The 13,973-nt window shown below is 74.8% G+C and carries 11 protein-coding genes; 10 read left to right on the top strand and 1 reads right to left on the bottom strand.

The window, feature by feature from the left end; translation table 11 throughout:
- Positions 1-74 precede the first annotated feature (74 nt).
- The gene (locus ACFYWM_RS12725; protein WP_389912985.1) at positions 75-1,028 is read left to right on the top strand and encodes a pirin family protein; all 954 of its coding nucleotides are present in this window, start codon (positions 75-77) and stop codon (positions 1,026-1,028) included.
- A gap of 18 nt (positions 1,029-1,046) precedes the next feature.
- Here ACFYWM_RS12725 and ACFYWM_RS12730 read toward each other — a convergent pair whose 3' ends face one another.
- Positions 1,047-1,898 (bottom strand): LysR family transcriptional regulator, encoded by an 852-nt coding sequence (locus ACFYWM_RS12730; RefSeq protein ID WP_389912988.1) that lies wholly within the window; start codon positions 1,896-1,898, stop codon positions 1,047-1,049.
- 72 nt (positions 1,899-1,970) lie between these two features.
- On the opposite strand from ACFYWM_RS12730, the gene ACFYWM_RS12735 reads away from it, so the two are divergent.
- From ACFYWM_RS12735 to ACFYWM_RS12775, 9 genes are all read left to right on the top strand, one after another.
- Complete coding sequence (locus tag ACFYWM_RS12735) at positions 1,971-3,221, top strand: MFS transporter (RefSeq protein ID WP_389912991.1); 1,251 nt, start codon at positions 1,971-1,973, stop codon at positions 3,219-3,221.
- Positions 3,222-3,804: 583 nt separating this feature from the next.
- On the top strand, positions 3,805-5,496 hold the full coding sequence (locus ACFYWM_RS12740) for an ABC transporter substrate-binding protein (protein WP_389912993.1): 1,692 nt from the start codon (positions 3,805-3,807) through the stop codon (positions 5,494-5,496).
- A 15-nt stretch (positions 5,497-5,511) separates the two neighbouring features.
- Positions 5,512-6,468 (top strand): ABC transporter permease, encoded by a 957-nt coding sequence (locus tag ACFYWM_RS12745; RefSeq protein ID WP_389912996.1) that lies wholly within the window; start codon positions 5,512-5,514, stop codon positions 6,466-6,468.
- A 70-nt stretch (positions 6,469-6,538) separates the two neighbouring features.
- Positions 6,539-7,402, top strand: a complete 864-nt coding sequence (locus tag ACFYWM_RS12750) for an ABC transporter permease (protein ID WP_389912999.1) — start codon at positions 6,539-6,541, stop codon at positions 7,400-7,402.
- 131 nt (positions 7,403-7,533) lie between these two features.
- Positions 7,534-9,579, top strand: coding sequence for a dipeptide ABC transporter ATP-binding protein (locus ACFYWM_RS12755; RefSeq protein ID WP_389913002.1), 2,046 nt, complete (start codon positions 7,534-7,536; stop codon positions 9,577-9,579).
- 39 nt (positions 9,580-9,618) lie between these two features.
- Complete coding sequence (locus tag ACFYWM_RS12760; protein WP_389913005.1) at positions 9,619-10,503, top strand: alpha/beta fold hydrolase; 885 nt, start codon at positions 9,619-9,621, stop codon at positions 10,501-10,503.
- Positions 10,500-11,531 carry a 2-oxoglutarate and iron-dependent oxygenase domain-containing protein gene (locus ACFYWM_RS12765; RefSeq protein ID WP_389913008.1) on the top strand — a complete coding sequence of 344 codons (1,032 nt, stop codon included), beginning with the start codon at positions 10,500-10,502 and terminating at the stop codon, positions 11,529-11,531. Before ACFYWM_RS12760 ends, ACFYWM_RS12765 begins: the two co-directional genes overlap by 4 nt.
- Before the next feature lie 3 nt (positions 11,532-11,534).
- On the top strand, positions 11,535-12,308 hold the full coding sequence (locus ACFYWM_RS12770; protein WP_389913011.1) for a DUF427 domain-containing protein: 774 nt from the start codon (positions 11,535-11,537) through the stop codon (positions 12,306-12,308).
- Positions 12,309-12,549: 241 nt separating this feature from the next.
- Positions 12,550-13,959: a dihydrolipoyl dehydrogenase family protein gene (locus tag ACFYWM_RS12775; RefSeq protein WP_389913014.1), complete on the top strand. Its 1,410-nt coding sequence runs from the start codon at positions 12,550-12,552 to the stop codon at positions 13,957-13,959.
- Positions 13,960-13,973 lie beyond the last annotated feature (14 nt).

Below are 13,973 nucleotides of genomic sequence, written 5' to 3' on the forward strand. Positions count from 1 at the left end.
GTGATCCCCCGGGAGGCGGCGCCCGCCCGGTCCCCGGTGCCCGGAGGTGCCCGATCTCGTCGTACATTCACGGGATGAGCAACCTGGAAACGGACCCGAGGGAATCGGCGTGCGGCGGCCTCGCGGACGTGGCGGCGGAGCCGGTGAGCGAGCTGCTGGCCGGCCGGGACGTGGTCCTGGGCGGTCCCCGGGCGATGAAGGTCACCAGGACCCTGCCGAACCGGGACCTCAGGATGGTCGGCGCGTGGTGCTTCGTCGACCACTACGGCCCCGAGCGGGCGACGATGCACGTCCCCCCGCACCCGCACACCGGCCTGCAGACCGTCAGCTGGCTCGTGGAGGGCGAGATCCTGCACCGCGACAGCGTCGGCAGCGAGCAGCTGATCAGGCCCGGCCAGCTCAACCTGATGACCGCCGGGCGGGCCATCTCCCATTCGGAGGATTCGCCCGCCGAGGCCGCGCTGCACGGGGTCCAGCTGTGGGTGGCGCTCCCCTCGGCCGCCCGCGACACCGCCCCCGCCTTCGAGCACCACCCGGCGCTGCCCGCGCTGACCTCTCCGGGAGTGACGGTGACCGTCATCATGGGCGAGCTGGGCGGTGTCACCTCCCCTGCGACGACCCACACCCCGCTGATCGGGGCCGAGGTGACCCTGGAGGCCGGTGCCACGACGTCGGTAGCGCTGCGTCCCGGCTTCGAGTACGCCGCGCTGGCCCTGTCCGGCACCGTACGGGTCGGCGAGACGCCCCTCTCCCCCGGGCCGCTGCTCTACCTGGGCAGCGGGCGCCCGGAGCTGGCGCTGGGCACCGAGGGGGGCGGGCGGCTGCTGCTCCTCGGCGGCGAGCCGTTCGAGGAGCGGATCGTGATGTGGTGGAACTTCGTCGGCCGCAGCCACGAGGAGATCGCCGGGTTCCGGCGGGAGTGGATGGAGGGCGAGGGGTTCGGCACGGTGCCCGGCACGGGGGCCGCCCCGCTTCCCGCGCCCGCGCTGCCCCTCACCCCCCTCAAGGCGCGCGGCCGCCGCCGCTAGCGGGCCGGGCGGCCCTGTTCAGATCATCCGCCGCAGGGCGGTCTCCACGGCGTCGACGAGCGCGTCACCCTCGGTGCCGGGGTGGCGGGCGAGGCCGAGCTCGACGTCCGGCAGGGTGGGCAGCGCGGCCGCGTCGTGGCAGGCCATGGCCGGTTCGAGGTTGGCGGGCAGGAGCGCCGCGACCCCGAGCCCGGCCCGTAGCGCGGCGAGCACCCCGGCGAGACCGTTGCTCTCGAACGCCACCCGCCAGCGGCGCCCCGTGCCCTCCATCGTCTCCATCGCCTCCAGCACCGACGTCCGCCAGGCGCACGTGTTCGAGAACAGCACCACCGGCAGCGGATCGGCGTCGACGGCGACCCCCTGCCCGACCGCCCAGACCAGCGGCAGGCGTACCGTCCAGCGCGGCGGCCAGGGAAGGTCCGGGACCTCGTCGAGCACGAGCTGGACCCGGCCGGTGTCGTAGGCCTCCCGCATCTCCGCCCTGGAGAGGCTGAGCACCTCCAGCGTCGCGCCGGGGTGCAGCCGCGCGAGGTCGGCGAGCGCCTGGGAGAGGCGGGAGGCGGCGAGATCCTCGATGAGGCCCACCCCGCAGTGCCCGGTGAGCGCCCGTCCCGTCCCGGCGAGCGCCTGTGCCGACAGCGCGAGGATGCGCTCGGCGTAGGGCAACAGCTCCTCGCCCGCCTGGGTCGGCGAGACGCCGGACGGCGCCCGGTGCAGCAGCGGGCTGCCGACGGCCCTTTCGAGCCTGCGCAACTGCTGGCTGAGCGCGGGCTGGGTGCGGCCGAGCGCCGCCGCCGCACGGCTGATGCTGCCCGCCCGCACGGCGGTGACGAACGACCGCAGCAGCGCGGTGTCGAGATCACGTGCCATAAGCGTTCATTATGCCCGGCCCAACGAATTGACGGCTTCCTATGGCCTCCCGGGTTGCCTAGCGTTGAACCGGTGACCGGATTTCGGCAGGTTCTCGCGGTGCCGGGGATGACCCCGCTGCTGGGCGTCTCGCTGCTCGCCCGTGCCGCGATCACGGCGGACGCGATGGCGTTGACCATGTACGTCGTCATCGCCCTCGACATGGGCTACGCGGCGGCGGGGGGCGTGGTGGCGGCGCTCACCGCCGGGGTCGCGCTGGGCGGGCCGCTGCTCGGCCGGATGATCGACCGGCGGGGCCTGCGCGCCGTGCTGCTGTCCACGATCGTGCCGCAGCTCGTGTTCTGGCTGACCGTGCCCGTGCTGCCGTACGTGGTCCTGCTGGGCGCGTCCTTCGCCGCCGGACTGCTGATGGTGCCGGTCCAGTCGGTCACCAGGCAGGCGATCGCCGCGATGACGGCGGCGAGGCTGCGACGGGCGGCGTTCGCGCTGGAGTCGGTGGTGGGCGAGCTGTCGTACATCGTGGGACCGGCGGTGGTGATCCTGGGCGCGGCGACGGTGTCCCCCGGCGCGGTGGCGTGGGGAGTGGGTGCCGCGATCGTCGCCGGCGGCGCGGGGATCGCCCTGCTCGACCCGCCGATGCGGGCCGGGGACGAGGCGGACGGCGAGGCGGGCCTGCCCCGGCCCCGGCGCCGGGAGTGGCTGGGAGCGCGCATGGTCGCCGTCCTGACCATGGGGTTCGGCGTCGCGATGCTGCTCGGCGGCGTCGACCTGGCCATCGTCGCCACCCTCCGGGAGGCCGGTCAGGTCTCGTGGGCGGCCGTGGTCGTCGCCGTGTTCGGGGTGACGTCCGTCGTGGGCGGCCTGGTGTACGGGTCGCTGTCCTGGCCGGTGCCCACCTGGCTGCTGCTCGGCCTGCTCGGGCTGGTGACGGTCCCGGCCGGGCTCGCCCGGGACTGGCCCTGGCTGTGTGTGGCCGTGATCGGCGCCGGGCTGCTCACCGCGCCGACCCTCTCCACGGTCTCCGACGCGGTGAGCCGGCTGGCGCCGGCCGGTGTGCGAGGTGAGGCGACCGGCCTGCAGTCCTCGGCGGCGAGCGCGGGGTTCGCGCTCGGCGCCCCGGTCGTGGGAGTGGCGATCGACGCGTCCGTGCCGGCGGGCGGCTTCGCGGCGGCCGGGCTGACCGGCCTGCTCACCGCGCTGGCGGGGTACCTGCTCTCGCGCCGCTCACCCGCCGCCGCGCCCTTCCCACCGCCCCCACGGTCCCCGTCGCGGGCGGCCGGGTCCCGCGACGCCGTCGCGCCGGCCCCCGTTCCCCGCACGTGAGCGGTCCCCGGCGCGGGGATCACGCCCGGCGTCCTCGAACGCCGTGGAGCGCGCGGGTGCCGCCTCAGGTGTACGTCCGCCTGCCCAGGGCGGTCTCGTAGGCACGCATCGTCCGCACGATCGTGGCGCGCTGCGGGCGCAGGGCGCCCTGACCGGCACGGAGGAGGGCGCCCTGCGCCGTTTCTCGTCCCCCACGGGACCCACAGGGTCCGCAGAACGCCTACAGGGTTCACAAGGCCCGCAGGATCCGCAGTGTCCACAGGCCCGCGGTTCGCAGACCTGCAGGATTCGCAGGGCCGCAGGATCCACGGAACTCGCAGGATTCACAGGAGCCGCAGGGCCTGAGCGGAAGCTCGGAGGCGCGGAGGAAGGCCGGGGACACACCGGGGACACACCGGGGACACACCGGGGGCCGGAAGTGCGGTGAAAGGCCGGGAACGGTCGCGCCACCCGGGCCCGGCAGGCCGCACACCCTTGACATCCCAGTATTCCTACCTGAATAGTATGGATATATTCGAGCCGCCGCGGGACAGCGCCGGGCCGCGCGGATCCTCACCAGCCGCGACCGCGAGGAGACCCTCCGATGCAGGAATCCCCCCACCGTGCTCCTCGGAACGCCCCTCGGAGCGCCCCCGTCCCCGGCGGTCCGGGCCACGAGACGCTCTCCCGCCTTCCCGGCCTGTCACGGCGCCTCTTCCTCGGCGCGGCCGGAGGTGCCGCGCTGACCGGGCTGCTCGCCGCCTGCGCGGGCGGCGCGGGCGACACGGCGAGCGCGGGCGGCGGCGGTCCCCGGACCGCCGCCGCCTCCCCACCGGGCACCCCGAAGACCGGCGGCGTCCTGCGCGCCGGCTCTCCCCCGCCGCCGACCGCGGTCGACCCCGTCACCATGTACGACGGCTCCGCGATCGCGATCGTCCAACTGGTGGCCGACTACCTGATCTGGCTGGACAGGGACTTCGAGCTCGTCCCCCGCCTGGCGGAGAAGTGGGAGTCCGAGGAGGGCGGCAGGCGCTGGGTCTTCTCCCTTCGGAAGGGCGTCACCTTCTCCGACGGCACGCCGCTGGACGCGAAGGCGGTCAAGGCCACCTTCGACCGGCTGCTCGACCCGAAGAGCAAGTCCGCCGCCGCGGCGGCGTTCGACTCGGTGCTGGCCAGGGGCGGCATCGACGTCCGGGGCGACTCGACGGTCGTCTTCACCCTGGAGCGGGCCTTCTCCGACTTCCCGTACCTGGTGTCGGCGGGAAACTACAACGCGGTGATCCTCAAGGAGGACTACGCGGGCGACTTCACCGCCAGGCCGGTCGGCACCGGCCCGTTCCTGCTGGAGTCGTACGACGCCTCAAGCGGCGCGGTGTTCACCCGCAACCCGAAGTACTGGGAACCGGGCAAACCATACCTGGACGGCGTGCGGATCACCTTCTACGCCGACGACCAGGCGGACCTGCTGGCGCTGCAGAGCGGCGAGATCGACGCCCAGATCCTCAGCCGCCCCGCGCTGGCCGGGCCGCTCAAGGGGCTCGGCGACATCGTCGTCGACCAGGTCCAGGGCACCGGCCTGACCGCCTTCACCCTGCGCGTGGACCAGCCTCCCTTCGACAGGAAGGAGGTGCGCCAGGCGATCGCGTACGCGCTGGACCGGCCGGGGGTGAACGCGGGCGTCTACGACGGCATCGGCGCGCTGGGCAACGACCACCTGTTCGCGGCCCTGTTCCCGGCCGCGCCGCCGGACGTCCCGCAGCGGGCCAAGGACCCGGCCAAGGTCGCGTCGCTGCTCGCCGCGGCCGGTGTGGAGAAGCTCTCCTTCGCGCTGACCTACGACCCGCCGAGCAAGGACTACGCCCTCACCGTGCAGGACCAGCTCAAGCAGGTCGGCATCGAGGTGGAGCTCGACCAGCGCACGTCCGGCGACTTCTACGGCGGCGACCAGGAGAAGGACACCCCCTGGCTGTTCACCCGGGCCAACCTGGTGGGCTGGGCCGGGCGCGCGGTACCCAGCCAGTTCATCATCCCGATGGTCAAGAGCGGCGGCGTCTGGAACGGCTCGAAGTACGCCAACCCCGCGCTGGACGCCGCCACCGACGCCTACGACTCGGCGACGACCGACGAGGAGCGCGAGGCCCAGGCCGCGATCATCGCGAAGGCGCTCCACGAGGACGTCCCGGTGATCATCGCGGTCTGGAGCGGCACCGTGCGGGCCTACGACGGCAAGCGGTTCACCGGCGTGGCGGCCCATCCATCGAGCTACGTCGACTTCAGCTCGGTCTCGCGGCTCTAGGGCGGTGGAGGCGGCATGAGACGGTTCCTGCTCCGGCGGCTGGCGGCGATCCCGGTCACCCTGCTCGCGGTGTCCCTGATGGTCTTCGCCGCCACCGAGCTGGTCCCCGGCGACGTGGCCCGCACGATCCTGGGCCGCGAGGCGGGCGAGGAGGCCGTGGCGCGGCTCCGCGAGCAGCTGGGGCTCGACCGGCCGCTCGCCGACCGCTACGCCGACTGGCTGTCGGGGTTCTTCACCGGCGGGTGGGGCGACTCCCTCACCCTCGGGGTGCCGGTCCGCGATCTCGTGCTCGGGCGCCTCGCCGACTCCCTGATCCTGGGCGGGCTGGCGTTCGCCCTGCTGGTACCGGTCGCCGTGACGCTCGGGCTGGTCGCCGGGGTCAACCACGACCGTCCCGTCGACCGGGTCATCAGCGTCACCGGGCTGGCCCTGGGCGCCATACCGGAGTTCGTGACGGGGGTGGTGCTGCTCGTCGTCTTCGCGGTGCGGCTGCGCTGGTTCCCCGCCTCGGCCCAGGCTCCCGACGGCGCGACGATCGCGACCCGGCTCGGCCACCTGGCGCTGCCGGTGATCTCCCTGGTCCTGCTGTGCACCGGCTACGTCGCCCGTCACGTGCGCGCCGGCACCGTGGCGGCGGTGGAGAGCCCGTACGTCAGGGCCGCGGAGCTGCGCGGTCTCGGCCGGGCGCAGGTGGTGCGGCGGCACGTGCTGCGCAACTCCACGGTGCCGGCCACCAGCGCGCTCGGCGTGCAGCTGCAGTTCCTGCTCGGCGGGCTGGTCGCCGTCGAGCTGCTGTTCAACTACCCGGGCATCGGCGCCCTGCTGCTGCAATCGGCGATCGACAAGGACCTGCCGACCCTGCAGGCCACCGCGATGGTGCTCGGCGTCCTCTACATGTCGATCATCCTTGCGGCCGACCTGGCCTACCGCCTGCTCGACCCCAGGGTCCGGCTCGGGGAGGCCGCCGCGTGACCGGGCACACGAGCCGCCCGGCCGTCGAGCGCCGGGAGACACCGGATGCCGGGCGCGGGAGGGAGTCCACATGAGCGCCGTCACAGCGAGCGCGGGCTCAGGCTCGGGCGGGGTGCGGCGGCGGGCGGCCGGGCGCGACTTCCGCGTGGCCCTCGTCGCGGGCGGCGCCCTGGTGCTGGCCTGGGCGGTCGTCGCCGCCTTCTGGCCGCAGCTGGTCCCCTACGACCCGCAGCAGCACGACCCGCTGAGCCGCTTCCTGCCCCCGGGCCCCGACCACTGGCTGGGCACCGACCAGTTCGGCCGCGACACCTTCTCCAGGATGCTCGCGGGAGCCCGCCCGGTGCTGCAGGTCGCGCCGCTCGCGACCGCGCTCGCCGTCGTGGCTGGCACCGCGGTCGGCCTGGCGGCGGGGACGTTCGGCGGCCTCGTCGACGAGATCGTCATGCGGCTGCTCGACGCGGTCGTGGTCTTCCCCGCGATCATCGCCGCGGTGCTGTTCGTGGCCCTGGCGGGCCGTTCGGTGACGGTCATGGTGCTGGTCGTCGCGGGGTCGTTCGTGCCCATCGTGGCCCGCAGCGTCCGCGCGGCGACGCTGGTCGAGCGGGAGAAGGCGTACGTCGAGGCGGCCAGGCTGCGCGGGGAGCGCCCCTGGTCGCTGATGCGGCGGGAGATCTTCCCCAACGTCGGCACGACCGTGCTGGTGGAGGCGACCTCCCGGTTCGGCGACGCGATCTTCGCCGCCGCCACGCTGTCGTTCCTGGGGCTCGGCCAGCCGCCGGGCTCCCCCGACTGGGGCGCCTCGGTCTCGGACAACCGCGTCTGGCTCCAGCTCGCGCCCTGGACCGTGCTCGCCCCGGCGCTGGCCATCGCCTCCCTCGTGGTGGGGGTCGCGCTCGTCGCCGACTCGCTGCGCGGCAGATGGGAGGCGTCATGACCGGGACGGGACACATCGGGACGGCGGGCACCGGCGGACCTCGCCTCTCGCACCCTCGCGGCCCCGGCCTCGCGCCACCCCCCGGGCAGGTCCCGCACGTCCCCGGATCCCGGCCCGGTGAGGAGGAACCGGTGGGCCGGGGGCTGCGTGTGTCGGGACTGTCGGTCTCCTACCGCACGGCGCGCGGCGAGACCCCGGCGGTGACGGACGTCTCCTTCGACGTCGCCCCGGGCGAGACGTACGGGATCGTGGGCGAGTCGGGGTGCGGCAAGACCACGCTGAGCCGCGCGCTGGGCCGCCACCTGCCGCCCGGCGGTTCGATCACCGGCGGCGGGGTGACCGTGGACGGCGTCGAGGTCCCGGCCCTCTCCCCCGCGGACCTGCGGCGCTGGCGGACCACCTCGCTCGCCGTCGTCCACCAGGAGGCGGGCAGCTCGCTCGACCCGACGATGCGGATCGGCGCGCAGCTCGCGGAGGTCCTCAGGCTGGGGGGACGCGGCCGGGCCGAGGCGCGGCGGGAGGCGGTCGCGCTGCTGGCCAGGGTGCGGCTGCCGGACCCGGCCGCGATCGCGCGGCGCTACCCGCACCAGCTCTCCGGCGGCCAGCAGCAGCGCGTCGTGATCGCCGCCGCGCTGGCCACCCGCCCCCGGCTGCTCGTCCTCGACGAGCCGACGACCGGCCTGGACGCGACCGTGCGGCACGAGATCCTCGACCTCATCTGGGCGCTGCGCGCGGAGACGGACGCGGCCGTGGTGCTCATCAGCCACGACCTCGCGCTGGTCGGGCGCCTGTGCGAGCGCGTCGGCGTCCTGTACGCGGGCCGCATGGTCGAGGAGGGCCCGGCGGCGGAGGTGATGGCGGGCGCGCGGCACCCGTACACCTCGGCGCTGCTGGCGAGCGCCCCGCGGCTGGGCGTCTCCCGTCACGCGCGGGAGCTCGCGGCCATCCCCGGCCGGCCCCCGGGTCCCGGCGAGGAGGTCCGCGGGTGCGCGTTCGCGCCCCGCTGCGCCCTCGCCGACGACCTCTGCCGGGAGGAGAGGCCCGCGCTGGTGACCGCCCCCGGCGGGCGGCGGGCCCGCTGCCACCACACCGACCGGCTGCTCGCCATGACGCCCGACACGACCGACACGACCGGGGAGAGTGACGGTGAGCCACCCGGCCCGGCCGGTGCGGCGGACGCCTCCCGCGAGGCGCCGCTGCTGGAGATCCGCGGCCTGACCAGGAAGTACGGCCGGACCACCGTCGTCGACGAGGTGAACCTGACCGTCGGCCGCGCCGAGATCCTCGGCCTGGTCGGCGAGTCGGGCAGCGGCAAGACGACGCTGGCCCGCGCCGTCGCCGGGCTCGGCCCCCGGGGGACGGGGACGATCGCGCTGCACGGGCGGGAGCTGGCCCCGGCCGTGGGACGGCGCGACGCGCTCGACCACCGCCGCGTCCAGATGGTCTTCCAGAACCCCGAGACGTCGCTGAACCCCAGCCACACGATCCGCACGATCCTGACCAGGGCGGTCCGCGGCCTGGGCGGCTCCCGCACCGTCACCGAGCTGGCCGCACGGGCCAACCTGGACGACCACCTGCTGGACGCCCGTCCCGACCGGCTCTCCGGGGGCCAGAGGCAGCGGGCCGCGATCGCCCGCGCCTTCGCCGGGGACCCCGAGCTGGTGGTGTGCGACGAGCCGGTCTCGGCCCTCGACGTGAGCGTGCAGGCGGGCGTGCTGCGGCTGCTGTCGGAGCAGCAGCGGCTCACCGGGACGTCGTACCTCTTCATCTCGCACGATCTCGCGGTCGTCGGCTACCTGGCCGATCGGATCGCGGTCATGTACCGCGGCCGGATCGTCGAGGAGGGGCCCGCCTCGCGGGTGCTCTCCGGCCCGCACCACCCGTACACCGCCTCGCTGGTCGCCGCGTCGCGGGCCCGGCCCGCGGGAGAGGCCACGGGGACCGTACGGGCGGGCGAGGGCGCGCGGGCGGGCCGGACCCGGCGGGAGGGCGCGGCCGGGTGCGGGTTCGCGGCCCGCTGCCCGCTGCGGGTCGAGGGGCTCTGCGACTCGGTGGACCCGCCGGTGGCGCGCCTCGGCGACGGCCACGCGGTCCGCTGCCACCTCGGCACGGGCGACCTTCCACGAACCGGCACCCGAGACACCCGAGTCAAAGAAAAGGAGGACGGATCGACCTAGAACACGCCCTTTTCCCAACCGGCCCTCATGGAGGCACCAATGTCATCCAAACTCGCGGTACCCGAACAGGAATTCGCCCTGCTGCCCGAGCTCGCCGAGAGCCTCGGCCTGCCCGGCCCCGACCCGCACCGCGTCCAGCGCCGCTGGGTCACCGTGGTCAGCGGCGGCCACGTCAGCGGTGTCACCTGGGACACCGGCCCGGCCGAGATCGTCCTGCTGCACGAGGCGCGCCGCAGCGCCCGCTCCTGGGACCGGCTGCTGCTGGCGCTCGGCCGCCCGGCCCTCGCCCTCGACCTGCCGGGCCACGGCCGGTCGGGCTGGCGCGCGAACGGCGTCTACTCCCCGCGCAGGCTCGCCCCCGCGGTGAGCGAGGCCATCCGGTCCTTCGCCCCCGCCTCGAAGGTCGTGGCCGGCGCCGGTCTCGGCGCGCTGACCGCGATCGCGCTGACCGCCCGCTCCCCCGACCTGGTACGGGCCCTGGTGCTGCTGGACACCCTTCCCGGCGCCCCGGGGGAGCCGGGCATCGCGTCCGGCGGCCACGCCTCCAGGGAGGAGGCGCTCGACCGGCTCAGGGAGGCCAGGCCGGACGCCGCCGAGGAGGACCTGGTCGCCGACGTCCGCTACGAGCTCGCCGAGGAGTCCGACGGGACCTGGACCTGGCGCCACCACCTGGGAAACCTGCCCGCCGAGGCCGCGGCGCACCTCGGCGACGAGACCCTCTGGGAGCAGCTGGAGGTCCTCTCCGGGTACGAGGTGCCCATCCTGCTCGTACGTCCCGCCACCGGCGGCCGGCTGAGCGACGCCGCCGCCGGCGAGCTCCCGCGCCGGGCCCCGTCCGCCCGGCTCGTCACGGCGGACACCCCGGCCGAGCTGGCCGGGGTGCTGCGCGAAACGCTCGACACGATCCAAGGGAGAAACGCATGACCGCCCAGATCCCCGTCATCGACCTCGAACTGGCCCTGGGCGACGACGCCCCCGAGGAACTGATCGCCTCGGTGCGCACGGCGGCCGAGCAGGTCGGCATCATCCAGGTCGTGAACCACGGCGTCCCCGCCGAGCTGATCGACGACTTCCACGACCGGATCGGCCGCGTCCTCGCCCTGCCCAGGGAGGAGAAGGTGAGGCTGGCCAGCCCGACCGGGCACCCCTACCGGGGCTGGCGGCAGTGGCCCGACGACTTCGGGCGCCTGGAGCTGGAGCGCTTCAACATCGGCCAGTTCGACACCGTCGAGGAGGCGAGGGCCGCGGGACTGTCGGAGGAGTACGCGCAGCTGTACGCCCACCCCAACGTCTGGCCGCCGCAGGAGCCCGGCCTGGCCGCGGTGGCCAGGCTCTACCACGACGCCTCGGTCGGCGTGGCCGAGCGGGTGCTCGACCTCTACAGCAGGGTGCTCGGCGTGCCCCTGTCGACGTTCCCGATCTCCGGGCGGCCCTACTACACGAGCTTCGTCGTCAACGACTACCCGACCTGGACGCACGAGGACACCGGGGCGGACGACGACAAGCTGCTCCTGCTGGAGCACGCCGACGGCTCGGCGCTGACCGTGCTGCACCAGCGCGGCGACTACGCGGGGCTGCAGGGGCAGGCGCCCGACGGGAGCTGGATCCCGGTGCCGATCGTCCCCGGGGCCCTGCAGGTCTTCTCCGGCCACCTCCTCACCAAGTGGACGAACGGCCGGCTCCGCCCCGGCCGGCACCGCGTCGTGGCGGGCGGCACGGTCACCCGGCGCTCCACCGGCGTCTTCTGGCACCCCAGCCTCGACACGGTGATCGAGCCGCTGGCGCCGTTCGTCGGCCCCGAGGGCAGCGACTTCGAGCCGGAGCTGCTGTGGGACCAGGCCGGCGGGCAGGTCGAGGAGTACCTGCGGGTCTTCGGGCGGCCCGACCAGATCGCGGCCTGGCGCGAGCGCAGGCCCTACGTCGCGGAGCTCGCCGAACTCGCGGAGGCGTAGGCCATGCCCGCGTCAGGCACGTTCAACTGGGAGACCAGCGAGCGGTGGGTACGCGGCACCAGGGGCGGCGTCACGGTCGTCGACAGCCGCCACCCGGTGCTGGTCTGGGAGGCGTCGCACCCGGTGCCCCGCTACGCCTTCCCCGAGGCGGAGGTCCGCGCCGACCTGCTGCGCCCGGCCGCCGCCCCGCCGGCCACCGGCGTCCACGAGGGATCCACGGTCTTCCACGACCTGGTGATCGGCGGCGAGACCGTCGCGAACGCCGCGTGGAGCTACCCGGCCCTGCCCGGCCACATCGCGTTCGAGTGGTTCCTGCACGACGGCGAGGTGCTCGAACACTGGTACGAAGAGGAGGAGGAGATCTTCGTCCATCCCCGTGACCCGTACAAGCGGGTCGACCCGGTGCCCGGCTCGCGGCACGTCAGGGTCGAGATCGGCGGCAGGGTCGTCGCGGAGACCCGGCGCCCGGTGCTGCTGTTCGAGACGGGCCTGCCCACCCGCTACTACCTCCCGCCGGAGGACGTGAACCTGGAGCTGTTCGAGCCGACGGCGACCAGCACCCGCTGCCCGTACAAGGGGATCGCCTCCTACTGGTCCCTGCGCGAGGGCGGCTCCGTCCCGGCCGACGTGGCCTGGGCCTACCCCGACCCGATCCCGGCCGCCGAGCGGATCAGGGACCACGTCGCCTTCTACAACGAGGTCGTCGACATCGTCGTGGACGGCGTGAAACTCGAAAGGCCCGTCACGCTCTTCACCGAGCGCCTGCTGGAGTCCTGAGGGCGAGGAAGGCGAGGCATATCCCCGCCCTCCCCATCCGCCCCGGCCCCGCCCGCGGTTCCCGCCGCGGGCGGGGCCGCTCCGTGCGCGCACCCCAGGGGTGGCTCGCCGGTGAATCCGGCCCGGACCCGCGGGGATCCGGGGCGTGTCCACGGTCCGAGCCCGAGGGTGCGAAGCTGGTATGACCGCGTCGCCGGGGGCGGCGCGCGGTCGATGGCCGGTTCTCTGTGGGAGGTAAGTCGTGTCGGACGAGTTCGACGTGGTGGTTGTGGGCGCGGGGCCCGCGGGCGAGAACGTCGCCGACCGCGCGGTCAGGGGCGGGCTGACCGCCGCGATCGTCGAGAGGGAGCTGGCCGGCGGCGAGTGCTCCTACTGGGCGTGCATCCCCAGCAAGGCGCTGCTGCGCCCGGTGGACCTCACCGCCGAGGTCGCCCGGGTGCCCGGCCTGACACCGGGCCCGATCGACACCGCCGCCGTGCTCGCCCGGCGCGACGAGGCGGTGTCCCACTTCGACGACAGCGGGCAGGTCGAGTGGATCGGAAGCGTGCCCGCGGAGTTCGTCCGCGGACACGGGCGGCTGGACGGCCCCAAACGGGTCGTGGTGACCGCGAAGGACGGCTCGGTCCGCACGCTCACCGCCCGGCGGGCGGTCGTGCTGGCCACCGGCACCGGCGCGACCGTCCCGCCGGTCCCCGGCCTGGCGGAGGCGTCGCCGTGGACGAGCCGTGAGGTGACGGCGACCAGGAGCGTGCCCGGACGGCTGGCCGTGCTGGGCGGCGGCGTGGTGGCCTGCGAGATGGCCCAGGCCATGCACGGGCTCGGCGCCCGGGAGACGACCGTGCTGGCGCGCAGCGGGCTGCTCGGCAGGATGGAGCCGTTCGCCGGGGAGCTGGTGGCCGCGTCGTTCGCCGAGGCGGGCATCACGGTGCGCACGGGCGTCAAGGTGGCGAGGGTCGAGCGGCCCGCACCCGGCGGCCCGGTGACGGTCCACCTTTCCGAGGGCCCGCCGGTGGAGGCCGACGAGCTGCTGGTGGCCACCGGCAGACGTCCGGCGACCGGCGACCTCGGCCTGGAGACCGTCGGGCTGGAGGCGGGCGGCCTGGTGAAGGTCGACGACAGCATGCGCGCCACCGGCGTCCCCGACGGCTGGCTGTACGCCGTGGGCGACATCAACGGCCGCGCCCTGCTCACCCACATGGGCAAGTACCAGGCGCGGGTGTGCGGCGACGTCATCGCGGCGCGGGCCAAGGGCGAGCCCGACGACCTGCCGGGCCTGCGCGACCTGGCGGACGCGTACGGCGCGCCGCAGGTGGTCTTCACCGACCCGCAGGTGGGCTCGGTCGGCCGGACCGAGGCGCAGGCCCGCGCCGAGGGGTTCGACGTCCGCGTGGTCGAGTACGACCTGGCCAGGGTGACGGGGGCCTACCTGCAGGGCGACGGCTACCGGGGCAGGGCCAAGGCCGTCGTGGACGAGCGGCGCCGCGTCCTGCTCGGGGTGACCTTCGCCGGTCCCGCCGTGGGCGAGATGCTGCACTCGGCGACGATCGCCGTCGTCGGCGAGGTGCCCCTCGACCGGCTCTGGCACGCCGTGCCGTCCTTCCCCACGGTCAGCGAGATCTGGCTGCGGCTGCTGGAGACGTACGGGCTCTGACCCCCTGACCCCGC

The sequence above is a fragment of the Streptosporangium sp. NPDC002721 genome (assembly GCF_042888905.1).
GTDB lineage: Bacteria > Actinomycetota > Actinomycetes > Streptosporangiales > Streptosporangiaceae > Streptosporangium.